Below are 26,915 nucleotides of genomic sequence, written 5' to 3' on the forward strand. Positions count from 1 at the left end.
TTAAGACCTCAATTCTTTAAAACGCTTTTGGTATGTTTCAACTTTGGCATCCCCGGCAAACTCACGCTGCGAATCGATCAGCTGTTCCATAACGGCCGGTTTAACCATTGCCAATAAGAGCTTTTCAATCATCGCGTCAAGTTGCGTCTCATCATAACGATTATCAGGCGCGACCAGTTCTGGCAGATGCAGCGTGTCATTAAAGCCTAGAATCAGCTGGTTGTTCTCAAAGGCCGCCCGCACTGCATCCATAATCTGATCACCGCGATTGATATCCAGATAAATATCGCAATCGGCCATCAGCTGTTTAGCCTTTGCAAAACTGACCACTGGATACAGGTGCACGTTGGCTTGCTCACCGATCTGCAGCAGTTTTTCCGACATCTCGGTCAACGCCGCAACGTGAAAATCAAAATTCTTAAGCCGGGCTGCCAGTACAGAAAGCATCTCGATCTGATCCGAGTTGGTCATGATCAAAATGGCTGGCCGCATCTGATTGCCGCGCGGATGCGGATAGATCGTACCCAGCCGCTGCACCTTAACGTCACTTGGCTGCGGATCGGCATCCAACGTCTTGGCAAATTTTTCTTGATACTGCACCCATGCCTGATGATTCTGCATCCAGATCTGCTTGGTGCGCGTCTGATTTTCAAAGATAAAGCGCATGTTGCCAGGCAGCTCGTCACCCAGTCCTTCCTGCCAGACTAGCACGTCGCTGGCATTTTCGTTTGGCAGCTTCAAGGTCGTAAAGAAAGCCAGGTTCAGCGTGTTGTAGATGACGTGATCCAGCTGATAGCCGCTGCTTTGCAAAAAGTCGGCCGTCAGTTCCAGCCAGTTTGCGAAATGACGCTGACGTCCGCCAGTATACAAAAAGATGTCGTCAGTCGTTAAATGATGGTCGATCACCACGTTTTGTGCCGCGTCATAGTACTGCTTGAGTTTTGCCTGACCCTTGGCATAAAACGTCTTGGCAAAACGCTGCCCATGCTGATCATATTGATCGATCCACTGCAGCTCGCCAGCCGCGTTCAGCCATTCGACCTGCTTGACGAAACGCGTATTGTCATTTTTAAAGAAACGGATCTCGGCACGCTTGGTATTCAGGTCATAAACCTGGGCCCCACTGGCATCCCCTTTGATCTGCCAGAAGCGAGGCACCTGAACCTGATCAAAATAAAGCGGCTCGCCAGTCTGCTTACGATACTGCTTGATTGGCGAATCGACCTCTGCCGGCAAAAAACCATCATCATTGATCACCACTGTTGGCACCTTGATTTCAGCGATCTTTTGCGAGCGGACCAGGTCAATGCTGCCGCGCTGCCAGTCGTCAAATAGATTAAGCATCTGTTTCCTCCTTTACCAGCTGTCGCCATTTTGCAAGAATCCGATCATCCAAATAGTGCTCGGCAATCTCATAGGAATGCTGACTGAACTTCGCGCCCTGGTTTTCATCGGCAAAGAGCTGCTCGATGGCTCCCGTCAAAGCCGCGACTTTTTCAGCTTCATCCTGCTGTTCGTCATAAGGCAGCAAAAAGCCGTTCTGCTCTGGATCAATAAACGTCTGATTGCCATACGGGACGTCAAAGCCGATCATTGGCAGGCCCCCGCCGACCGCCTCTAACAGACTCAGCCCAAAGCCTTCACTGGTTGAGGCCGCGATGTAGCCGGCGTAGTTTTGGTAGACGTCATCCAGCCGGTGCTGTCCCATCAGATGAATATAGCCGTTTGCCTGGGCCGTGTCGATCTGGCGCTGGAGCCGATCATGCTGCTCGCCATAGCCATAGACATCCAAGACCAGATCGCCAACCGTCTGCCGGGCCGCGATTACCGCGCTGATCAGCCAGTCAATATGCTTTTCGCCAGCCAGCCGGGAAGCCGTGATCAGCGTATGCCGGCGTCGCTGCTGATACTGCCGCTGCTTGAGGGTGGTCAGACTGCCAACGGGAATTACGATGACCTTGGCCTCATCGTGCTGATACTTCTTCAGCTGTTTGGTCAGCATCGCTTGCTGGGCCGCGGTTGCCACGATGAAAAAGTCGGTGTCCGCCGCGTGCACGAACTGATACTCATAAAAGTTGTTCCAGAGGACGCGCTGATTATCCGTATGGTGCGCGTCATAATGTTCGGCATGCACTACCACGCCCAGTTTGGCCGGTCCATGCAATTGATACCAGAGCTGGCCGCTGCTTAGATCCGGACTGTCCTCACGATCCAAAATCACCAGATCATCGTCCTGCAGGTGCAAGCGACGAATCATCTCAGCGTACAGTTCGGTTTTGGAGTAATAGATCTGCTCGGGAAACTCAAAGACCTCATTTTCGCCATTCAGGTACTGATGATAGGCAACGCGGCCATCTTGATTCAAAAAGTCGCGCAGATAGACCTGGCCACTGCCATCCAGATATTCCACGGCATAGCAGCTGGCACTGAAGAATTCCCGCCGCATTAAGCGTGGTCCCGCAAAATACTCGGCATAGTCAATCAGCTGCCGTTTTTGGTCGACTACATGAACTCTGATCCGCCATTCTTCAGCCATTTCAAAGTCAACCAGCTGCTTGTTGCCTACAAAGGTCTGCGTCTTCATTGGCACGTCCTGCAGCTCATGGGCCTGGCGAAACTCAGCCAATGAATAGGTTGATGGCGTGATTGGCATATCGGTAAAAAAGTTGTACAGCCAGATGACCTGATCATCACGCAGTCCCAGATTGCTCGTCAACGCCTGAATGTTATCGGCCAGAATCATATCCGAAAAGATAAACCGGGCCTCAATGCCTGCCTGTTCAAAAACCTTGGCGCGATAAGCCTGGGCATACTCAACCCCACTGCTGGCCCAGCCAATGCCAAGATTAACGTTATAAACCGTCATTTCCTCACCTCTGTTTAGATAAATTCCAAAACCAGTTCCTGCTTGCGATTAACCTTGATCAAGCTGAGCAGCAGATGACGCACGGCAACCAGCCGCACCTGATTAAACATCCTTTCAAATGCCTCATAGGCCTGCTTGTGGTAGACGTACACCGCGTCTCGCTGCATCAATGACCACGGCTCGGTATAAGACTTCAGCCGCTCCAAAAAGGCCACTTGATCAATCCAGCAGTCATCCAGACTCTTAAGCATCGCGGCCCGATAAAACTGATCACACTGCGCGGGAGTCAGCAGCTGCTTTTCTTTTTGATCCAGCACTTTGCGACTCAGCTGCATCAGATATTCCTTGATCGCCGCCTGATCGCTAAAGTCGATTGGGGGCAGCTCCGTAATCAGATCATAGGTAATCCAGTGATTGATCGTGTCCTTCAATAGATCCGCATTCCAATCCGTCCGCTCAGCCAGCAGCTGATCAAAGCCCTGCGCCAGCCAATTTTCCGCGGCCTGGCGATAGTCATTGAGTTCCATCACCTGCTCGCGCTCAGAATAAAAGACCTCTCGCTGCATGCGCATGCTGTGCTCATAGCGATAAGTACGCGCCCGCTGATTCTGTTCCTTATCCAGCAGCCGCTCATTTAAAAAGTGCATCGAAACCCAGAGTGAAGGACTGCGCAACTGCCGCGGCTCGTCAATTGGGTGCTTTAAGCGGCGGCGTTTTTGGCGGCGATAGTAGTTCTGCAGCTTGACACTGCTGTTTTTGCCGACCAGATCATCTTCCAATGACCAGAAAAAGATGCTGGAACCAGGATCACCCTGACGCCCAGCCCGGCCCCGCAGCTGTTCGGCAACCCGCGGCAGCAGCAGCTCAGTGCCAATCACGGCTAGTCCGCCAAGTTCCTTGACGCCCTTGCCAAGCTTGATGTCGGTACCCCGGCCAGCCAGATTCGTCGCGACCGTTACGGCTCCTTTTTGACCGGCTGCTTTGACGATCATGGCTTCTCGGGCTTCATTGCGGGCCGTCAAAACGTTGTGGGCAATCCCCCGGTTCAGCAGCAGTTCAGAAATGATCGCGGAATTTTCGATTGAACCGGCAATCAAAAGAATCGGCCGTCCTTTTTGATGCAGTCTCATCGTCAAGTCAATCGCCGCCCGCAGCTTTTCGCCGGTCGTCAGATACAGTTGGGGCGAGAAATCCTGGCGCACAACCGGACGATGAGTCGGAATGGCAACGACCTTCATCTTGTACAGGTTGATAAACTCGCTGGCTGATGAGCGCGCCGTCCCCGTCATCCCCGCGACGTTTTCAAACAGGCCGAACAAGCTCTGATAAGTCGTTGAGGCAACGGCCTGCTGATTAGCGGTCAGTTCAACGCCTTCTTTCTGCTCAACGGCCTGCTGAATCCCAGTATTGATCTTCATCCCTTTTAACAGGCGGCCATTTGCCTCATCAAGCAGTACCACCTTGCCGTCCTGGACTTCATATTCATGACCGCGCTGCTGCAGAAAATGTGCCTGCAGTGCCAGATTAATGTGTCGATACAGTTCGCGGCGCTGGGGGCTGAACAGATCATCAATACGGAAATAGCTTTGAGCATACTCAATCCCAGCCTTGGTCAGCCAGACTGCTTGATCCTTGAGATTCAGCCGATACTCTTGACGATAGCGCAGCGTCCGGACGAACAGATCGGCCTGCTGATAAAGATTCGACTGCAGCGACGGCTTGCTGGAAACCACCATTGGCGAATTGGCGCCATCCAAAAGCACCGCGTCAGCCTCATCGATAATCGCGAAATGATAGGGCCGCAGATACTGATCACGCGGATTGGCCGCCAGATTGTTGAAAAGATAGTCAAACGCCAGCGTGGTCCCCGTCGTGTACATTACGTCGGCATTATACCAGCCCCGTTTTACCTCAGGCTTAACCTTTTTTGATTCATCGTCTTCATCAGCGGCATCCGGATCAAAGCCCAGGCTGCAGGTCAACCCTAGCCATTCATACAGCGGCGCCATCTCTTCCTGATCACGCTTGGCCAGGTACATGCTGGGCGTAACCAGAATCGCGCCTTTTTGCGTCAGACCGTTGAGATACAGCGGCAGCGTGGCCGTCAGCGTCTTGCCCTCACCAGTTTTCATCTCGGCAATCTGTCCCTGCTGCATGACGATGGCTCCCAATACCTGCACGTCAAACGGGTACATTCCTAATACCCGGCGTGCAGCCTCGCGTACGGTGGCATAGGCTTCTGGCAGAATCGTCATTAAAGACGCCCCTTCAGCCAGCTGGGCACGCAGTTTTGGCGTTTGCTCCTGCAGCGACTGGTCATCTAACGACCGCATCTTGGGTGCCAGCGCATTGACTTGCCGCAGGATCCGCCGTGCTTTTTGATATTCCCATGAAAAGCTCATTTAAAATTCCTTTCTGGCCGCGGATCCTCATTGCTGATCATCATAAAATAAGCAAAAACGGCCTTGCTCTATTTTGGCCGCGCGACTCCCAGCCGATCGCGCAGTTCCTGCAGAATCATCATGATTGGTAAGCGAACCGCGCCTTGCCAAAAAGCATCGCCGCGGTAGCTGATCTGATAGCGTTCAATGCTTGGATTAATCGGCAGCTCATCTGGGGCCAGCGTAAAGCCATGCCAGGTCGGCTGCCAATCAATCAGCTGGTGCACCAAGGCATTGGTCGCGGGCGAAGTACCAATCAGATTCACCCGGCCATAATCGGGAATTGCCTGATTAATCCGCGCTTTTGCCAAATCCAACGCGTCGTTTCGTTCCTGCCACGGAATCACCACCGGCAGCAGGTTGGAAATGATGTGCTGTTCAGCTAAGGCGTTAAAATCAATCCCGCTACTGGTGCGGCGCGTTTCCAGCAATAAAACGCTGACTGGCTGACCGGGAATCGGATTGATCAACGTGGGAACGGTTATTTGCTGATCAATTTCCTGGTCAGCAATCTCCAGCCGTTTAAAATCCAGCTCCCAACAGCCCAGATTGATCAATTCAACGGTATAGCTGACCACTTCTAAAGGACAGATAACCGTCAGCTGAGTGCCGTGTGCCTGAAACTCCTTGATCACATCCCCCTGCGCATCATAAAAAGACGCCTTGAGCATCACGCGCGCTGCTGGTTCAACTTTCATCACGGCCTTGATCTGATAGGTCTGATTGCTGAGCAGTTCCGGCAGCTGCGGGACTACACGCTGAGCCTGATAGTTGCCCGCTGAATGCCATTTGACCAGCGTTTTGCCCGGTGCCATCAGCCGATTGACAAAATGAACCGACTGATCGGCGCGCACGGTCATTGCCGAGCCATAGCGATAGTTGTTGTTTGGCTGATTGCCCCAGTAGACGTAGTTCAGCAAATCCTCACCTTCCAAAATCTTCTTTTAAGACGCGCGCGTACTGCCGCAAAAACCATTTGATCATTCCACTGCTGTCGTCATTGTGGCGGCCGGGCAGACCATAGTAGTTGATCTGGCGGGCCCACCCCAGCAGATGCTTTTTCAAGACGGCCAGTGCGTTGGGATCATAGTCGTCATCAAACATGTACGCGAGGTTGAGCGACGTCTCGCTGGCATCTTCATGGATCAATGCTTCAATGATTTTTTGATCCAGCTGCCGCAGACTGGTTTCATCCAGCTCGTTTGGCGCGGCAATCAATTCTCTGGCCAAATCAAAGCTGGTGCCAAAATCGTCCGGCCGTGCCAAGCGACTCCGCTGTGCGATCGTGCCCAGATGTACCAGGGGCTTGGCGGCAATCACCGCATGAGCCTTTTGTCGCAAGCCAAATTTAATCGCGCCATAAGTTCCCATTGAAATGCCAGACATTATCAGCTGCGTATGATCAAACCCCAACAGCTGCAGATGCTGATCAATAATCTTCGGCACGGCTTGGTTGAAAAACGGTCCCGTGTAAAAAGCGCCCCCCTCTAACCGTGAATCAGTAATCAAAAGATAGGGAACCTTCATTTTTTTCATCATGAAATAGCCTTCAAAGCTTTTCTTGGAATGATAGCCGGCAAAATAAACGCACAGTGGTGGCCGCAGATCACCGGGATTAAAGAAGAACTGCACCTCATCGCGCGACTCAAGATCCTGTAAGGCCTGCCCGCCATTGATAAACGTCCCCAGTCCATAGCGTGCCCAGCGAATCTCAAGGTTGCCCAGCGTCATCTGGCCATGTCCCTTAGCAAAGACGATCACGCTTAAAAACTGATTATGAGCACTAATCGGCGTCGGGATCACCTGCGGCTTTTGTAGCTGCGCCTCGGAAAACTCATAAGTCTGGCGCTCGCTGCCATAAACCAAAACGAAGCGGTAGCGAATCTCCACGTTGGCATCATGCTGAAAAACGGGCCAGACCGTCAGCTGCCGATCGGGATCGACAAACAGATTGGTGCGCAGGTTGGCTAACGGTTCCCAGTCATCACTATCAACCGTCAGCTCCAAGGCCGCGGAATCTTTCCAGCGCTGACTTCCCTGATAGCTAGGACTGACAGAAAAAGCATCCGGACCGATTCCCATTCCCTGTTGGCCGACATAGTAGTATTGAGGAATTGCCGACACAAAGGCTTGACGATCGCTTTTTAACAACCGAGCCTGCGTCCGCGCCAAAAAATACTGCTGCAGCTCATCACCGGCAGCTTCAGGCAAAAAGACCACGTTATATGGATCAACCTTGGCATGCAGCTGTTCCCATTCAACCGGGGTCATTTCCAGCTGGTCAGCAATAATCAAAAGCTCAAACCGCATTTTTTTGACTTTTAACTGCGCCAGGTCGTTAAAGTACCACTGCACGCCAGCGGGAATCCGCAGCGTCTGCGACCAGTCTTCGCCACCCAGCTGCAAGACTCTAATCGGTTTCAATTCTTAGCATCCCTTTCTACCAAAGATTCTGCCAGGCGTTCATGATCATTTCATCCGAGTAGCGATTGATCATGGCAACTGAACTCACCAACGCCTCGTTCCAGTGCTTCATGGAGCTTAGATAATAGTCCAGGGCTTGGTCTAACTGACTGACCTGCTTAATCTGCAGTCCATTTTGCTGATGCGCAACCAGCTCGCTTGCCGTGCGATTAATCTGCGGTACGCCAACGCTGACGGCTGCCATCTGAATAAAATCATCCGGTGCCTTGCTGAGATCTACCAATACACGGGTGGAATCCAGCATTGTCAAGAGATCCTTAGGCTGCGCGATCCGCTTGGTATAGATCGGAATCGGCTGCGCGGCCAGATCTTCCATATCCGGCGTAAGGTCCGCGTCCTGCAGATCCTCGTTTGGCTTGAGCTGTTCAGGCGTTGGATTGAGCATGATCAAAGGATAACGGTCCTGGGCAAGTTCCTTGATCAGCTCCTCAGCACGACTCAGCTGATCATCGTCATAGCCGACCAGCTTCAGATTTTCATTAAATTGCGCTTGATCAATACGGGCTAAAAGCCGGGACAAAACAGCGCGCAGTTCAGCCGGTGTCAGATCGTTGACCACCAGCAGAATCGTCTGCTCCAGCTGCTCTTGACTGTGGCCCAGATGAAACTGAGCTGAAAAGATCGGCAAAAGCAGGGTCTCGCGTTCATTCCCCAGCAATTCATGCACCTGCGCGTCAACGGCAGCCGAGTCGGTCACCAGCTGCCCAGCAAAATCATTCAGCCGTGGCAAAAATTTTTTAAAAGCATGCCAGCGACTGACGACCGCCGCGGTTTTAAAGCCGTTAAAGAAGTCGAGTCTGGCCCGCTGCTGATTAGCCGCCGTAAAAATAATCTCGTCTTGTTTAGCGTCAAGATTTTGCTTGATGAGCTGCGGCAAAAACTCGTCAATCAATGCCTGCCGATCCTGGTATGCGGCCGTGCTAAAATCTTTGGCAAACCACGGATTGACAAAAACACGGCCATCCGCGACTCGTTCCTTGACGCGCCAACTGCCGGCTGGATCTAAAAATACCCGCTCAACCAGCTGCTCTTGTTCATCGTAGTTTTGCAGACAAGATAGCCAGCCCCGCGAATCCATCACCAGATCCTGAAAATGCTTGTCGTGTTCAAAGCGCTCAATCCGCAGAATCTGTCCGCGAGCATTAAAAATCACCTGCGCCAGCTTTTGGTCGGCATGGTAAGCCACCACCCGAAACGGATCATATTCAAACCAGGTTCCGCGCGGCCAGTTAAAGTCTGCTAGATCCAAAACCTGCCGGGCGCGCGGGTCAGTAACGCCCTGAATCAGATCAAACACCGTCAGCAGTTTCTCTGGTGCCAGCCCCGCCTCATTCAGCTGTGCCGTTAGCTGCGGAATGTATTCACTGACGATCACGCCGCATTGGGCATCATTTCTCATGAAGATCTTTAAATTGTTGATGGCATCGTCAAACTTGAGACGATCAACGGCAAATGCCCAGTCGTCAAGCTCATTTTGCCAAGCCGGCACGAAATACTTCATCTTCCAGCTCTCCTTTCAACTTGGCATAGCGGCGCGGAATCTTAAGCTCATCCAGCTTATCGATCAGACCGTTCATAAACATCACCAGCATGATCAGCTGCGCCATCAACTGGAGGATGCTGCCCCATTCATTTTTGATTAAAGAACCGGAAAGACTCATGACAATCACGCCCATTGCCAAAAGCGCGCCAAAAAACGTCAGACTAAACAGGCACCGCCGCAGATAGCGCTGCGTTGGCTTGCCCGGCTGCACGTTTAAAAGATAACTGTTGGTGTATAGCATCTGTTTGGCCTGCTGCTTGGGATTGAACTGCAGCCACGCAAAAAAGTAGGTCAATAAAAAGGTCAAGCCAGCCGCAAAGCTGATCTGAAATTGTGAATTCAACAAAAGCGTGCGGTGTCCCAGTCTGGTTCCAATCAAAGCCGGCAGTACCGCCAGTGCCGTCCCAATCATAAAGGTCATCATGACACCCAGGTTGAGCCCGATTGGATACATCAAAGGCGGCGTGTAGCTTGGCAGATAGGATCTGATCTGCGCGTCCTCATAGCGAGCCAAACGAAAAGCCGCTAAAAACCAGATCAGTCCCAGACTCAAAAGCACGATTCCGATGATCAGCAGCCAGCCCTGCCAATTTGCCGCCAACTGGTGAAACAGCTTGCCTGCCTGCACGGCCACGCTCCGCATCATATTGCAGATGATGAGCACGACCATCCCGCCGATCCCCCGACTGCCATTTAGATTGCCCAGCCAGGTGACCAGCATCGCGCCAGCCGTCAATGCCGCGATTGCCGTGATTTTTGCCAGCGGACCATTAATCAAGTGCGCGCTGCCGACCAACAGATGTGCTTCAAAAACGGCAATCAGCATCGTCAGCAGGTTTTGCAGCAGAAGAATCTGCCGCTGCGAAAGCTCCCGCAGATATGGCAGTTTCATCAATAACGCCAGCTGAACTGCCATCATCGCTACCATAAACGGCGTAAAGCCAATACTGAAAAGCGACAGTTTCGGCAGATTAGCCCCTGACATGGCAGCCAGGGCACTGACTGAGGATTCATGCATCAGCTGCTGATAGTGGCGAGTGATCTTGACTGCCGGTACCGGAATCTGACTGCCCAGCAGATAGATCGTGATCGCCATCAGCGTAAAGCCGGCCTTTTTTAAAATCCCTTTAGTTTCAGAAAGCATTGCAACCCCTTTGCTCGTTTACGATTCTTTCGTTCTTCAATCTATGTAGCGCGCTGAATCATTTTTCCAGGCGCGCTAGCTTGTTCTTAAAAAACGATTCTTTGAAATACGCTAAATTTTTTAAGCACGTTAAACTACTCTTCTATGTGCACTTAATTGTTTTTCTAAGTACACTAAATAATTCTTTTGCGTGCATCAAACCATTCTTCTAGGCATGCTAAATTGTCTTGTTAAGCACGTAAAACTACTCTTCCAGGCGCGCTTGAAAAACAGCTTCGGTCAGCGCCCGTTTAGTAAACATTCCCTGCCGATTGAGCCAGCCGAATTGATAGACGTGATTGGCCAGTTGCCGGTACTGATCTTCAGTGACCGACTGCACCCATTCACTGGCTTCGGCAAGCGAGTCGACCACCTTGCCCAGATGATATTTTTCGACAAGATCTGCCTGCGCGATGCCGCGATGAACAATACTTGGCAGACCAGCCGCCAGATAGGAGCCGAATTTGAAATTGGCATTTAGTTTCATATATTCAAACCAGGATGGCGAACTTTCCCAAAGCAGGCCAAAGCCCCCATTTTGATGCAGACACTTGGCCAGATATTCATTGGCTACATAGCCTTGAAATTTAACTTGGGGATTGTTAAGCGGCACGGTTGGATCGGCAAAAACCTCAAGCGGAACCTTTTCGTGCCAGTCATTGACAAAATTAAACTTGCTGGGACTGCCCGCGAAATTAAGCACCGTGCGATATGGTGATTCACCAGTCAGTTGATCGGCAGTCAAAGCGTCCCAGGCCTCCTGATAAACGATCTTTTTGACTTTGAGACCCCATTTGTCCAATTCCTGCTTCATCTGCGGCATTGGCAGAATCAAAACGTCAGCCTGATTGTAAAAGTCAATCCATTCCGGAATACGCGCGGGATTGTCAAACATCAACGGTGCCACGTCATGCACGAACATGATCAATTTGACGTGATGCTCTACACGGTAGGCATTGATCTTGTCAACCAGCCGCTGCTGCCATTGCATCTCCATCCAGGTTGGCTCTTGCAGAATCACGATGTCGTCAACCGTCAATGACGACAGAATACCATCCAGCCGTGCCGATAATTCGCCTGCCGGTTCGGCCGAAGCATCATAAAAGTAGTAGCCCAACTCTCTGATGCCAATTTCATCAGCAAATTGAGCCGCCATATTTTGAGCAATCTGAGCCGTACTGCTCTTAAGTTGGCCATGCATGTTTGTAATGTAGACCGTCATTAGCCATCGCTCCCTCTTACACTTATCATTTTATAAACGTTATTACAGTTAATAACAATATACATAATATTTTTTCGAAATGGCCGTTAATTCCAGATGTTGCACAGATCAACATCAACTTATATTTTGACGTGACTTTCGAAACTTTTTGGCGATTTAAGTAATAAAAAAGAAAAACGCTGCGATCACGGCGTTTTTGCCATGATGCAACGTTCTTCGTCTTAAATATCAATCGATCAGTTACTTATCTTCATCAGTTCGCTTGCGTCCAAAGGCAGCGGCCAATGCACCCAGCATTACGGCTGACAGTCCCAGGATACCTGCTTGAGAATCATCAGAACCGCTGAGCTGTGGCAGTTTTTCAGCCTGCTTCTTAGCGGCCGGCGTTGCGCTTGGCGTTGGCTGACTTGGCACAACACTTTCCGTTGCTGGCTGTTCAACTGATGGTGCGACACGGTCAAACGACTGCACGTCTACCAGCGCTACTGGTTCAATCAGCGAGCGGCCATTGTTGTTTTCAGCATAACCGCCTGAATTAGAGCCGGTGTTATGAGCATTGCTTTCCGAAATGGATTGACTGATGCTGTTTATCTTGCTGTTGGAAATTGATTCCGACAAGCTGCGCGACTGACTCTTTGAAGCACTTTGCGATGCACTCTTAGAGATTGATTGACTCGCACTTGTGGAGATTGAAGCACTAGCTGAAGCTGACTGGCTGGCACTTGCCGAAGCACTAGTTGAAGCCGACTGACTCGCACTTGCCGAAGCGCTCGTTGATGCGGACTCACTCGCACTTGCCGAAGCGCTCGTTGAAGCTGACTCGCTTGCACTCAGTGATGCACTCGTGGAGGCTGATTCACTTGCACTCAGAGAAGCACTAGTTGAAGTGGATTCACTCGCACTCAAGGATGCACTCGTTGAGGCTGACTCGCTTGCGCTCAATGAAGCACTAGTTGAAGTGGATTCACTAGTACTCAAGGATGCACTCGTTGATGCTGACTCGCTGGCGCTCAGAGATGCACTCGTGGAGGCTGATTCACTCGCACTCAGTGATGCACTCGTCGATGCGGATTCACTTGCACTCAAGGATGCGCTCGTCGAAGTGGATTCACTCGCACTCAAGGATGCACTCGTTGATGCTGACTCGCTTGCGCTCAGAGAAGCACTCGTTGAAGTAGATTCGCTTGCGCTCAATGAAGCACTCGTTGAAGTCGATTCACTTGCACTCAGTGAAGCGCTCGTTGAAGTCGATTCACTTGCACTCAGTGATGCACTAGTCGAGGCGGATTCACTTGCGCTTAGAGAAGCACTAGTTGACGCTGATTCACTGGCACTCAGTGATGTACTTGTCGAAGTGGATTCACTTGCACTTAGAGAAGCACTTGTTGAGGCAGATTCGCTCGCACTCAAGGATGCACTCGTCGATGCTGACTCGCTTGCACTCAATGAAGTACTCGTTGAAGTCGATTCACTTGCACTCAGCGATGCACTTGTCGAAGTGGATTCACTTGCACTTAGAGAAGCACTTGTTGAGGCAGATTCGCTCGCACTCAGTGATGCACTCGTTGAGGCTGACTCACTTGCACTCAGGGATGCACTCGTGGAAGTTGATTCACTTGCACTCAGCGATGCACTTGTCGAAGTGGATTCGCTCGCACTCAGAGAAGCGCTAGTTGAAGTTGATTCGCTCGCACTCAGAGAAGCGCTAGTTGAAGTTGATTCGCTCGCACTCAGGGATGCACTAGTTGAAGTCGATTCACTTGCACTCAAGGATGCACTAGTTGAGGCGGATTCGCTCGCACTCAAGGATGCACTAGTTGAAGCTGACTCGCTGGCGCTCAGAGAAGCACTAGTCGAAGTGGATTCACTGGCACTCAGGGATGCACTAGTTGAAACGGACTCACTGGCACTCAAGGATGCACTAGTTGACGCAGATTCGCTTGCGCTCAATGAAGCACTCGTTGAAGTGGATTCACTTGCACTCAGCGAAGCGCTCGTTGAAGTGGATTCACTGGCACTCAGTGATGCACTAGTCGAGGCGGATTCACTTGCGCTTAGAGAAGCACTAGTTGACGCAGATTCGCTTGCACTTTGAGAAGCACTAGTTGACGCTGATTCACTGGCACTCAGTGATGCACTAGTTGAAGTGGATTCGCTTGCACTCAGAGAAGCACTTGTCGAGGCAGATTCGCTTGCGCTCAGAGAAGCACTTGTCGAGGCAGATTCGCTTGCGCTCAGGGATGCACTAGTTGATGCTGATTCACTGGCGCTTTGAGAAGCACTAGTTGAGGCAGATTCACTTGCACTCAGTGATGCACTAGTTGAAGTGGATTCGCTTGCACTCAGTGATGCACTAGTTGAAGTGGATTCACTTGCACTCAGGGATGCGCTAGTTGAAGTGGATTCGCTCGCACTCAAGGATGCACTCGTCGATGCTGATTCACTCGCACTCAGTGATGAACTTGTCGAAGCTGACTCGCTCGTACTTTGAGATGCACTCGTCGATGCTGATTCGCTGGCACTCAAGGATGCACTGGTTGAGGCTGATTCACTTGCGCTTTGAGATGCACTGGTTGACGCAGATTCACTCGCACTCAGTGATGCACTCGTCGATGCTGATTCACTCGCACTCAGTGATGCACTTGTCGATGCTGACTCGCTAGCACTCAAGGATGCACTGGTTGAGGCTGATTCACTCGCACTCAGTGATGCACTTGTCGATGCTGACTCGCTGGCACTCAAGGATGCACTCGTCGAAGTTGACTCGCTCGTGCTCAGTGAAGCACTGGTTGAGGCTGATTCGCTCGCACTCAAGGATGCACTAGTTGAAGTGGATTCACTTGCACTTTGAGAAGCACTCGTTGATGCAGATTCACTTGCACTTTGTGATGCACTCGTCGAAGCTGATTCACTTGCACTCAATGAAGCACTAGTCGAAGTTGATTCACTTGCACTCAGGGATGAACTAGTTGAAGTTGATTCACTAGTACTCAAGGATGCGCTAGTCGATGTGGATTCACTGGCACTTTGCGATGCACTAGTTGAGGCGGATTCACTTGCACTCAGCGAAGCGCTCGTTGAAGTGGATTCACTTGCACTCAGTGATGCACTAGTCGAGGCGGATTCACTTGCGCTTAGAGAAGCACTAGTTGACGCAGATTCGCTTGCACTTTGAGAAGCACTAGTTGACGCTGATTCACTGGCACTCAGTGATGCACTAGTTGAAGTGGATTCGCTTGCACTCAGAGAAGCGCTAGTTGATGCGGACTCACTCGCACTCAGAGAAGCGCTGGTCGAAGTGGATTCGCTTGCACTCAGAGAAGCGCTAGTTGATGCGGACTCACTCGCACTCAGGGATGCACTCGTTGATGCTGACTCGCTTGCACTCAAGGATGCACTCGTCGATGTGGATTCACTTGCACTCAGCGATGAACTTGTTGATGCAGATTCGCTTGCACTCAGTGATGCACTAGTTGATGCTGACTCGCTCGTACTTTGAGATGCACTCATTGAAGTGGATTCACTCGCACTCAGTGATGCACTCGTTGATGCGGATTCACTTACACTCAGTGATGCGCTCGTTGAAGTGGATTCACTAGTACTCAAGGATGCACTAGTTGAAGTGGACTCGCTCGCACTCAGTGATGCACTTGTCGAAGTGGATTCGCTTGCACTCAAGGATGCACTTGTCGAAGTCGATTCACTGGCACTCAGAGAAGCACTAGTTGAAGTGGACTCGCTCGCACTCAGAGAAGCACTAGTTGAAGTCGATTCACTTGCACTCAAGGATGCACTAGTTGAGGCGGATTCGCTCGCACTCAAGGATGCACTCGTTGATGTGGATTCGCTCGCGCTCAATGATGCGCTCGTTGAAGTGGATTCACTAGTACTCAGAGATGCACTAGTTGAAGCTGATTCGCTCGTACTCAGTGATGCGCTAGTCGATGCTGATTCGCTCGCACTTTGTGATGCACTGGTTGATGCTGACTCACTTGCGCTTTGAGAAGCACTCGTTGAAGTGGATTCACTTGCGCTCAAGGATGAGCTAGTTGAAGTTGACTCGCTTGCACTCAGTGATGCGCTGGTTGAAGTGGATTCACTAGTACTCAAGGATGCACTAGTTGAAGTGGACTCACTTGCGCTCAGAGAAGCACTGGTTGAAGTGGATTCACTTGCACTCAGTGATGCACTAGTTGATGCGGATTCACTAGTACTCAGAGATGCACTAGTTGATGTCGATTCGCTTGCGCTCAATGAAGCACTGGTTGAAGTGGATTCGCTGGTACTCAGTGATGCACTTGTCGAAGTTGATTCGCTCGCACTCAGTGATGCGCTAGTTGAAGTCGATTCACTTGCACTCAAGGAAGAACTCGTGGATGTGGATTCGCTCGCACTCAGAGAAGCACTAGTTGATGCAGATTCGCTGGCACTCAGGGATGCACTAGTTGAAGCTGATTCACTTGCACTCAGCGATGCACTAGTCGAAGTTGATTCACTAGTACTCAAGGATGCACTCGTTGAAGCGGATTCGCTCGCACTCAGTGATGAACTTGTCGAAGTGGATTCACTCGCACTAAGTGATGCACTAGTTGAAGCTGATTCACTCGCACTAAGTGATGCGCTGCTTGAAGCTGATTCGCTCGCACTCAGAGAAGCACTTGTTGATGCGGATTCACTTGCGCTCAGTGATGCACTGGTTGAAGTTGATTCACTCGCACTTTGAGAAGCACTCGTTGACGCAGATTCACTTGCACTCAGAGATGCACTGGTCGAAGTGGATTCGCTAGTACTCAAGGATGCACTTGTTGATGCGGATTCACTGGTACTTTGAGAAGCACTAGTTGAAGTGGATTCACTTGCGCTTTGTGATGCACTCGTTGAGGCGGATTCACTTGCACTCAAGGATGCACTAGTTGAAGCTGATTCACTTGCACTTTGAGATGCACTCGTTGATGCGGATTCGCTCGTACTCAGTGATGCGCTGCTTGAGGCTGATTCACTTGCGCTTTGTGATGCACTTGTCGAGGCGGATTCACTCGCACTCAGTGATGCACTAGTTGAAGTGGATTCACTTGCACTCAGAGAAGCACTCGTTGAAGTTGATTCACTTGCGCTCTGGGATGCACTCGTTGAAGTAGACTCGCTTGCGCTCAGAGAAGCACTAGTTGACGCAGATTCACTTGCACTTTGAGATGCACTTGTTGAAGTGGATTCGCTCGCACTCAAGGATGCACTCGTTGATGCGGATTCGCTCGCACTTTGAGATGCACTAGTTGAAGCGGATTCGCTCGCACTCAAGGATGCACTCGTTGATGCGGATTCACTTGCACTCAGAGAAGCACTAGTTGAGGCGGATTCGCTGGCGCTCAGAGAAGCACTTGTTGAAGCCGACTCGCTTGCACTTAATGAAGCACTGGTTGAGGCCGATTCGCTTGCACTAAGTGATGCACTTGTTGAGGCCGATTCACTCGTACTCAGTGATGAACTTGTTGAGGCAGATTCGCTTGCACTCAATGATGCACTGGTTGAAGCTGACTCGCTTGCGCTCAATGAAGCACTCGTTGATACGGATTCACTCGCACTCAGGGATGCGCTGCTTGAGGCCGACTCACTGGCACTCAGTGATGAACTTGTTGAGGCTGACTCGCTCGCACTCAGTGATGAACTAGTTGAAGCTGACTCGCTAGCACTCAAGGATGCACTGGTTGAGGCAGATTCGCTAGTACTCAGTGATGCACTTGTCGAGGCTGATTCACTCGCACTCAGGGATGCACTGGTTGAGGCAGATTCGCTTGCACTCAAGGATGCGCTAGTTGAAGTGGATTCACTTGCGCTTTGAGATGCACTAGTGGAAGCCGATTCACTCGCACTCAAGGATGCACTCGTTGAAGCGGATTCACTTGCGCTCAAGGATGCGCTCGTGGAAACTGATTCACTCGCACTCAGGGATGCACTCGTCGATGCTGATTCACTCGCACTTTGTGATGCACTCGTTGATGCAGATTCGCTTGCACTCAGTGAAGCACTTGTCGAGGCTGATTCACTTGCGCTCAGTGAAGCACTTGTCGAGGCTGATTCACTTGCACTCAATGAAGCACTAGTCGAGGCAGACTCACTTGTACTCAATGATGCACTTGTCGATGCTGATTCACTCGCACTTTGTGATGCACTCGTTGATGCAGATTCGCTTGTACTCAGGGATGCACTTGTCGAGGCTGATTCACTTGCGCTCAGTGAAGCGCTCGTTGAAGTTGATTCACTGGCACTCAGTGATGCGCTACTTGAAGCTGATTCGCTCGTGCTCAGTGAAGCGCTGGTTGAGGCGGATTCACTGGCACTCAGTGAAGCGCTCGTTGAAGTTGATTCACTGGCACTCAAGGATGCACTCGTTGATGCGGATTCGCTCGTGCTCAGTGAAGCGCTCGTTGAAGTTGATTCACTGGCACTCAGTGAAGCGCTCGTTGAAGTTGATTCACTAGCACTTTGAGAAGCACTCGTGGATGCTGATTCACTTGCACTCAGTGATGCACTAGTTGATGTCGATTCACTCGCACTCAGAGAAGCGCTGGTTGAAGTTGACTCACTTGCACTCAAGGATGCACTTGTCGAAGTGGATTCACTAGCACTCAAGGATGCGCTAGTCGAAGCTGACTCACTTGCACTCAGCGATGCACTAGTGGAAGCTGATTCGCTGGCACTCAGTGATGCACTTGTTGAAGTGGATTCACTTGCACTCAAGGATGCGCTCGCTGAGGCTGATTCACTCGCACTCAGTGATGCACTAGCTGAAGTGGATTCACTTGCACTCAGCGATGCACTTGTTGAAGTTGACTCACTAGCACTCAGGGATGCGCTAGTCGAGGCTGATTCGCTCGCACTTTGTGATGCACTGGTTGATGCTGACTCACTTGCGCTTTGAGATGCACTCGTGGATGCAGATTCACTTGCACTTTGCGATGCACTCGTTGATGCGGATTCGCTCGTACTCAAGGATGCACTCGTTGAAGTGGATTCACTTGCGCTCTGGGATGCACTCGTTGAAGTGGATTCACTTGCGCTCAGAGAAGCACTCGTTGAAGTGGATTCACTTGCACTCAGTGATGCACTCGTTGATGCGGATTCGCTCGCACTTTGAGATGCACTCGTTGATGCAGATTCACTCGCACTCAGTGATGAACTCGTTGAGGCTGACTCGCTTGCACTTTGCGATGCACTCGTTGAGGCCGATTCACTTGCGCTCAAGGATGCGCTCGTGGAAGCTGATTCACTCGCACTCAGTGATGCACTGGTTGAGGCGGATTCACTGGCACTTTGAGATGCACTGGTTGAGGCAGATTCGCTCGCACTCAGTGATGCACTAGTTGAGGCTGACTCACTTGCACTAGTCGATGCCGATTCACTGGCACTCAGGGATGAACTAGTCGAAGTGGATTCACTGGCACTCAATGATGAACTAGTTGAGGCGGATTCACTCGTACTCAGTGATGCACTTGTTGATGCAGACTCGCTTGCACTCAAGGATGCACTAGTTGAGGCTGATTCGCTCGCACTCTGGGATGCACTGGTCGATGCCGACTCACTTGCACTCAGAGATGCACTAGTTGAAGTGGATTCACTTGCACTCAGTGATGCACTAGTCGAGGCGGATTCACTGGCACTTTGTGATGCACTCGTGGAGGCTGATTCGCTTGCACTTTGAGATGCGCTGGTTGAGGCGGACTCGCTTGCACTCAGAGATGCACTAGTTGAGGCAGATTCACTCGCACTCAAGGATGCACTAGTTGAAGTTGATTCGCTCGCACTCAGTGAAGCGCTCGTTGATGCTGACTCGCTGGCGCTTTGAGATGCACTCGTGGAAGCTGATTCGCTTGCGCTCAATGATGCACTCGTCGATGTGGATTCACTCGCACTCAGCGATGCACTCGTGGAAGCTGACTCGCTGGCGCTCAGAGAAGCACTAGTTGAAATGGATTCACTAGTACTCAAGGATGCACTCGTGGAAGCTGATTCACTCGCACTCAAGGATGCGCTAGTCGATGTGGATTCACTGGCACTTTGAGATGCACTAGTTGATGTCGATTCACTCGCACTCAGAGAAGCGCTGGTTGAGGCTGACTCACTCGCACTCAGTGATGCACTAGTTGAAGCGGATTCGCTCGCACTCAAGGATGCACTAGTTGAAGCAGACTCGCTCGCACTCAAGGATGCGCTAGTCGAAGCTGATTCGCTTGCACTTTGAGAGGCACTCGTTGATGCCGATTCGCTTGCACTCAGAGAAGCACTCGTTGAAGTGGATTCACTTGCGCTCAAGGATGCGCTCGTGGATGCGGATTCACTGGCACTCAGTGATGAACTTGTCGATGCTGACTCGCTTGCACTTTGAGAGGCACTCGTTGATGCGGATTCGCTTGCACTCAATGATGCACTCGTTGAAGTGGATTCACTTGCGCTCTGGGATGCACTCGTGGATGCAGATTCACTTGCACTTTGCGATGCACTGGTTGAGGCGGATTCGCTTGCACTCAAGGATGCACTAGTTGAGGCGGATTCACTCGCACTCAAAGATGCACTCGTTGATGCTGACTCACTCGCACTTTGAGAGGCACTCGTCGAGGCCGATTCACTTGCACTTTGAGATGCACTAGTTGATGCTGACTCGCTTGCACTCAATGATGCACTGGTTGACGCAGATTCGCTCGCACTCAGGGATGCACTAGTTGAAGCTGATTCACTCGCACTTTGAGATGCACTGGTTGAGGCTGATTCACTTGCACTCAAGGATGCACTCGTCGATGCAGACTCACTTGCACTCAATGATGCACTGGTCGATGCTGATTCACTCGCACTCAGTGATGCACTAGTCGATGCGGACTCGCTGGCGCTCAGTGATGCACTCGTAGAAGCAGACTCGCTAGCACTCAAGGATGCACTGGTTGAGGCGGATTCGCTCGCGCTCAATGATGCGCTCGTTGAAGTGGATTCACTTGCGCTCTGGGATGCACTCGTGGATGCAGATTCACTTGCACTTTGCGATGCACTGGTTGAGGCGGATTCGCTTGCACTCAAGGATGCACTCGTTGAGGCTGATTCACTTGCACTTTGCGATGCACTGGTTGAGGCGGATTCGCTTGCACTCAAGGATGCACTAGTTGAGGCTGATTCACTTGCACTCAATGATGCACTGGTCGAAGTGGATTCACTAGTACTCAAGGATGCACTCGTTGATGCGGATTCGCTGGCACTTTGAGATGCACTGGTTGAGGCAGATTCACTTGCACTCAGTGATGCACTGGTCGAAGTTGACTCGCTCGCACTCAAGGATGCACTCGTCGATGCTGATTCACTCGCACTCAGTGATGAACTAGTCGAGGCTGACTCACTAGCACTCAGTGATGCACTCGTTGAAGTGGATTCACTAGCACTCAAGGATGCGCTCGTCGAAGTTGATTCACTGGCACTCAGAGATGCACTCGTTGATGCTGATTCACTCGCACTCAAAGATGCACTGGCCGAGGCAGATTCGCTCGCACTCAAGGATGCGCTCGTTGAAGCGGATTCGCTGGCGCTCAGTGATGCACTCGTAGAAGCAGACTCGCTAGCACTCAAGGATGCGCTGGTTGAGGCAGATTCGCTAGTACTCAGTGATGCACTAGTTGAAGTTGACTCGCTAGCACTCAGCGATGCACTGGTTGATGCGGATTCACTTGCACTCAGTGATGCACTGGTTGATGCGGATTCACTGGCACTCAGGGATGCACTCGTTGAAGCTGACTCACTCGCACTCAGTGAAGCACTCGTTGAAGTTGATTCACTTGCGCTCAGTGATGCACTCGTTGATGCTGATTCACTTGCACTCAAGGATGCACTGGTTGAAGTTGATTCACTTGCACTCAGCGATGCACTTGTCGAGGCCGATTCGCTCGCACTCAGGGATGCACTAGTTGATGCTGATTCGCTCGCACTCAAGGATGCACTGGTCGATGCTGATTCACTGGCACTCAGAGATGCACTCGTTGATGCGGATTCACTTGCACTCAGTGAAGCGCTCGTTGAAGTTGATTCACTTGCGCTTAGAGAAGCACTCGTTGACGCAGATTCGCTCGCACTCAGTGATGCACTGGTCGAAGTTGATTCGCTCGTGCTCAGTGAAGCGCTAGTTGATGTCGATTCACTGGCGCTCAAGGATGCACTCGTTGAAGCCGACTCGCTTGCACTCAAGGATGCACTAGTCGAGGCTGATTCGCTCGCACTTAGTGATGCGCTGCTTGAGGCTGATTCACTTGCGCTCAAGGATGCACTAGTTGAGGCTGACTCGCTCGCACTCAAGGATGCACTAGTCGAGGCTGACTCACTTGTGCTCAGTGATGCACTGGTTGAGGCGGATTCGCTCGTGCTCAGTGAAGCACTGGTTGAGGCGGATTCACTCGCACTCAGTGATGCACTCGTCGATGCGGATTCGCTTGCACTCAGCGATGCACTCGTTGAGGCGGATTCACTCGCACTCAGAGAAGTACTAGTTGAAGTGGATTCGCTAGCACTCAGTGACGCACTAGTTGAAGTGGATTCACTAGTACTCAAGGATGCACTCGTCGATGCTGATTCACTTGCACTCAGGGATGCGCTGCTTGATGCTGATTCACTGGCGCTTTGTGATGCACTGGTTGACGCAGATTCACTCGCACTTTGTGATGCACTCGTTGAGGCGGATTCACTTGCACTTTGAGATGCACTCGTCGAAGTTGACTCGCTCGCACTCAAGGATGCACTCGTCGAAGTTGACTCGCTCGCACTCAAGGATGCACTAGTCGATGCTGATTCACTGGCACTCAGTGAAGCGCTCGTTGATGCAGATTCACTTGCACTTTGAGAAGCACTAGTTGAAGTGGATTCACTGGTACTTTGAGATGCACTCGTCGATGCGGATTCACTTGCACTTTGAGATGCACTCGTTGATGTGGATTCGCTGGCACTCAAGGATGCACTTGTAGAAGTGGATTCACTTGCACTCAGAGAAGCACTAGTTGAAGTTGATTCACTCGCGCTCAGAGAAGTACTAGTTGAAGTGGATTCGCTAGCACTCAGTGACGCACTAGTTGAAGTGGATTCACTAGTACTCAAGGATGCGCTCGTCGAAGCTGACTCACTTGCACTCAGAGAAGCACTCGTTGATGCAGATTCACTTGCACTCAAGGATGCACTAGTTGAAGTGGATTCACTTGCACTTAGTGAAGCGCTCGTTGAAGCCGATTCACTAGTACTCAGCGATGCACTCGTCGATACGGATTCACTTGCACTCAGAGAAGCACTCGTTGAAGTTGATTCACTTGCGCTCTGGGATGCACTCGTTGAAGTAGACTCGCTTGCGCTCAGAGATGCACTCGTTGATGCGGATTCACTTGCACTCAGAGATGCACTCGTCGATGCGGATTCACTTGCACTCAGTGATGAACTAGTTGATGCGGATTCACTCGCACTCAATGATGCACTCGTTGATGCGGACTCGCTCGCACTCAGTGATGCACTCGTTGATGCTGATTCACTTGCACTTTGTGATGCACTGGTTGAGGCCGATTCACTTGCACTCAGGGATGAACTCGTTGAAGCAGACTCGCTTGCACTCAATGATGCACTTGTCGAGGCAGATTCACTCGCACTCAAGGATGCACTGGTTGAGGCTGATTCACTCGCACTCAGTGATGCACTGGTTGAAGCTGACTCGCTCGCACTCAGTGATGCACTCGTTGACGCAGATTCGCTTGCACTCAGCGATGCACTGGTTGAGGCTGATTCGCTCGCACTCAGCGATGCACTAGTTGAGGCCGATTCACTGGCACTCGTTGAAGCTGATTCACTCGTACTTAAGGATGCACTAGTTGAGGCAGATTCACTCGTACTCAATGATGCGCTCGTTGAAGCAGATTCACTTGCACTCAGGGATGCACTGGTTGAGGCCGACTCGCTTGCGCTCAGAGATGCACTGGTTGAGGCAGATTCACTGGCACTCAAGGATGCACTGGTTGAGGCTGACTCACTCGCACTCAAGGATGCACTAGTTGATGCTGATTCACTCGCACTTTGAGATGCACTCGTCGAGGCCGATTCACTTGCACTTTGAGATGCACTAGTTGAAGCTGACTCGCTTGCACTCAATGATGCACTGGTTGACGCAGATTCGCTCGCACTCAGGGATGCACTAGTTGATGCTGATTCACTCGCACTTTGAGATGCACTGGTTGAGGCTGATTCACTTGCACTCAAGGATGCACTCGTCGATGCAGACTCACTTGCACTCAATGATGCACTGGTCGATGCTGATTCACTCGCACTCAGTGATGCACTAGTCGATGCGGACTCGCTGGCGCTCAGTGAAGCACTAGTTGAAGTTGATTCGCTCGCACTCAGTGATGCACTCGTGGAAGCTGACTCACTCGCACTCAGTGAAGCACTCGTTGAAGTTGATTCACTCGCACTCAGTGAAGCACTCGTTGAAGTTGATTCACTTGCACTCAGCGATGCACTAGTTGATGCAGATTCGCTCGCGCTTTGAGATGCACTTGTCGAGGCCGATTCGCTTGCACTCAGTGATGCACTCGTTGATGCTGATTCACTGGCACTTTGAGATGCACTGGTTGAAGCTGACTCACTTGCACTTTGTGATGCACTAGTTGAGGCTGATTCGCTCGCACTCAAGGATGCACTAGTCGATGCAGACTCACTTGCACTCAATGATGCACTGGTCGATGCTGATTCACTCGCACTCAGTGATGCACTAGTCGATGCGGACTCGCTGGCGCTCAGTGAAGCACTAGTTGACGCAGATTCACTGGCACTCAGAGAAGCACTCGTTGAAGCTGACTCACTCGCACTCAGTGAAGCACTCGTTGAAGTTGATTCACTTGCACTCAAGGATGCACTGGTTGAAGTTGATTCACTTGCACTCAGCGATGCACTTGTCGAGGCCGATTCGCTCGCGCTTTGAGATGCACTTGTCGAGGCTGACTCACTTGCACTTAGAGAAGCACTAGTTGACGCAGATTCGCTTGCACTCAGAGATGCACTCGTTGATGCGGATTCACTTGCACTTTGAGATGCACTAGCTGATGCGGATTCACTGGCGCTCAAGGATGCACTAGTTGAAGTTGATTCGCTGGCACTCAGTGATGCACTCGTTGAAGCCGATTCGCTTGCGCTCAGTGATGAACTAGTCGAGGCTGACTCGCTCGCACTCAAGGATGCACTAGTTGAGGCGGATTCGCTCGCACTCAGCGATGCACTCGTGGAAGCCGATTCGCTTGCACTCAATGAAGCACTTGTCGATGTAGACTCACTTGCACTCAATGATGCACTTGTCGATGCTGATTCACTCGCACTCAGTGATGCACTCGTTGAAGCCGATTCACTTGCACTCAGCGATGCACTCGTTGAAGTGGATTCACTTGCGCTTTGTGACGCACTAGTGGATGCTGACTGACTCGCACTTACTGAGGCAGACTTACTTGCGCTTTGTGATGCACTAGTTGATGCGGACTGACTTGCACTTACTGATGCAGATTTGCTTGCACTCTGAGATGCACTGATTGAAGCGGACTTACTTGCGCTTTGTGACAAACTCGTTGAAGCTGATCGGCTAGCCGAAGTACTCTGAGAATTGGATTGACTAGCCTGCTTGCTGGTTGAAACCGACTGACTGTTTGAGGCCGATTGTGAAGCACTCGTACTTTGCTGCTTACTGGTCGATTGTGATACTGAAGTACTGTTAGACTTGCTTGGCTCCGTACCAGAAACAGAATTTGTAAAGTAATTTCCTTCATTTAAGCCGCTAGTATAGGAAACGTAAGGCGCAATCGTATAATTCAGATTACTTGATGATTCATCATAATTAAAAGTAACCGTAATCTGTTCTGAAATTACTTTGTTTTTTCCGTAATTATTGTATCGGCTGCTACCATTAATATTTTGGTAGGTTAATCCCTGTCCTTGGGCATCAAGATCGTAGAAGTCATAAGAATTACCACTCGTATTGTACAAATGTACGCCACTTGTCATGTTATAGACAGTATTACCGTTTGCATCCAGCGTTACTACTGAAGTAAGCGTTCCATTTGAATAGCCGCTTCCCATGTTAAAAGTTGCAGTCTTCGCGTAAATACTGTTACCAAAGTGGTAAACATCGGATCTCGATGATGGACCAGCTGAAATTTCTCCGGTAATCGGATCCTTTAGCGTGTACGTAATAGTAAAGGAAACCGTTCCATTCAGATTGTTGGTAACTTTAACGATGTAGTAAATAGGATTATTGGATACACTATCAGTCCCTTTACCGTAATACGTCACTGACAAACCATCGCTACTGATGATTGGCGTGCCATACGTGTTGGCCGTCGTGTTCAATGCAGCAAACAGCCGCAACGTCAGCGCCCGAGCTTTAGCAACCGTTTGCGAAGCCGCCAAGTCGTTTGTCGTTGATGATGCCGTGGAAGTACTGCTTTGTGCCTGACTTGCCGTTGACATGCTCAACGATTCAGACAGGCTGGCACTGGTATCTGACGTACTCGTGGATGTTGACTGGCTAGTCGAATCAGACGCGCTGGCTGCTGACTGAGAGCTTGACGTCGATGCAGAAGTTGAACTCGATTTTGAAACTGCTGAACCAGAACCGGAAGTTGAGCTGCTGGTTGACGTCGAAGTTGATGCCAGACTGGTTGAAGTACTGATCGACGTTGAAACAGATTCTGACATTGAAGTCGAAGCGGATGCTGAACTGGAAGTTGATTCCGAAGTTGAGCCAACGACTTGGGAATCTGCAGCATCAGTCGTCTGCTGAACCTGCGTCGTATCAGCGGATGCATTACCCTGCAACAGTGCCGTCGTTCCCAACACTGCCCCAAAAGCAGCTAATCCCTTAGCATAGGAATCGAGCGGCCCGCTTAGCGCGTCATCGTCAAATCCCTTCTCAAGCTTAATTTGATTAGCTGAAATCTCTTCTTTTTTGCCAAATTTCATCAGCGAAAAGAACCGGGACAGACAACTCATCCAACCGCGGTGAGTCTTATAAAGCTTGACCTTACTTGCCTCTTTGGCTTCAGCATAGTCTCGATTGTTCGCTTTTTTCAATATAAACACCTCTCATGACTACTCTTTTCATCAAAATCCATTAATTCAATATTTATCGTTTT

9 protein-coding genes are annotated in these 26,915 nt (G+C 50.8%); all 9 read right to left on the bottom strand.

Translation table 11 applies throughout. From position 1 onward, the window contains the following. On the bottom strand, positions 1-1,344 hold the full coding sequence (gene gtfB, locus ABC765_RS07060) for an accessory Sec system glycosylation chaperone GtfB (RefSeq protein WP_347953457.1): 1,344 nt from the start codon (positions 1,342-1,344) through the stop codon (positions 1-3). Continuing rightward, positions 1,337-2,866: an accessory Sec system glycosyltransferase GtfA gene (gene gtfA / locus ABC765_RS07065; RefSeq protein ID WP_347953458.1), complete on the bottom strand. Its 1,530-nt coding sequence runs from the start codon at positions 2,864-2,866 to the stop codon at positions 1,337-1,339. The genes gtfB and gtfA overlap by 8 nt, the downstream gene beginning before the upstream one ends. A gap of 14 nt (positions 2,867-2,880) precedes the next feature. Next, complete coding sequence (secA2, locus tag ABC765_RS07070; RefSeq protein WP_347980038.1) at positions 2,881-5,268, bottom strand: accessory Sec system translocase SecA2; 2,388 nt, start codon at positions 5,266-5,268, stop codon at positions 2,881-2,883. A 68-nt stretch (positions 5,269-5,336) separates the two neighbouring features. Next, complete coding sequence (asp3, locus tag ABC765_RS07075; protein WP_347953460.1) at positions 5,337-6,227, bottom strand: accessory Sec system protein Asp3; 891 nt, start codon at positions 6,225-6,227, stop codon at positions 5,337-5,339. A gap of 4 nt (positions 6,228-6,231) precedes the next feature. Continuing rightward, positions 6,232-7,731, bottom strand: coding sequence for an accessory Sec system protein Asp2 (asp2, locus tag ABC765_RS07080; RefSeq protein WP_347980039.1), 1,500 nt, complete (start codon positions 7,729-7,731; stop codon positions 6,232-6,234). Between the two features lie 16 nt (positions 7,732-7,747). Next, positions 7,748-9,292 carry an accessory Sec system protein Asp1 gene (gene asp1 / locus ABC765_RS07085; protein WP_347980040.1) on the bottom strand — a complete coding sequence of 515 codons (1,545 nt, stop codon included), beginning with the start codon at positions 9,290-9,292 and terminating at the stop codon, positions 7,748-7,750. Beyond that, positions 9,261-10,478 carry a hypothetical protein gene (locus ABC765_RS07090; RefSeq protein ID WP_347980041.1) on the bottom strand — a complete coding sequence of 406 codons (1,218 nt, stop codon included), beginning with the start codon at positions 10,476-10,478 and terminating at the stop codon, positions 9,261-9,263. Before ABC765_RS07090 ends, asp1 begins: the two co-directional genes overlap by 32 nt. Positions 10,479-10,722: 244 nt before the next feature. After that, the gene (locus ABC765_RS07095) at positions 10,723-11,739 is read right to left on the bottom strand and encodes a beta-1,6-galactofuranosyltransferase (RefSeq protein ID WP_347980042.1); all 1,017 of its coding nucleotides are present in this window, start codon (positions 11,737-11,739) and stop codon (positions 10,723-10,725) included. 240 nt (positions 11,740-11,979) lie between these two features. Further along, positions 11,980-26,853 carry a serine-rich glycoprotein adhesin gene (locus tag ABC765_RS11025; RefSeq protein WP_376752322.1) on the bottom strand — a complete coding sequence of 4,958 codons (14,874 nt, stop codon included), beginning with the start codon at positions 26,851-26,853 and terminating at the stop codon, positions 11,980-11,982. Positions 26,854-26,915 lie beyond the last annotated feature (62 nt).

The organism is Limosilactobacillus sp. WILCCON 0051, from assembly GCF_039955095.1.
Lineage (GTDB): Bacteria > Bacillota > Bacilli > Lactobacillales > Lactobacillaceae > Limosilactobacillus > Limosilactobacillus allomucosae.

Coding starts and splice junctions, on each gene's coding strand:
- gtfB (WP_347953457.1), bottom strand. CDS start 1,344: ATGCTTAATCTATTTGACGACTGGCAGCGCGGCAGCATTGACCTGGTC.
- gtfA (WP_347953458.1), bottom strand. CDS start 2,866: ATGACGGTTTATAACGTTAATCTTGGCATTGGCTGGGCCAGCAGTGGG.
- secA2 (WP_347980038.1), bottom strand. CDS start 5,268: ATGAGCTTTTCATGGGAATATCAAAAAGCACGGCGGATCCTGCGGCAA.
- asp1 (WP_347980040.1), bottom strand. CDS start 9,292: ATGAAGTATTTCGTGCCGGCTTGGCAAAATGAGCTTGACGACTGGGCA.
- ABC765_RS07090 (WP_347980041.1), bottom strand. CDS start 10,478: ATGCTTTCTGAAACTAAAGGGATTTTAAAAAAGGCCGGCTTTACGCTG.
- ABC765_RS07095 (WP_347980042.1), bottom strand. CDS start 11,739: ATGACGGTCTACATTACAAACATGCATGGCCAACTTAAGAGCAGTACG.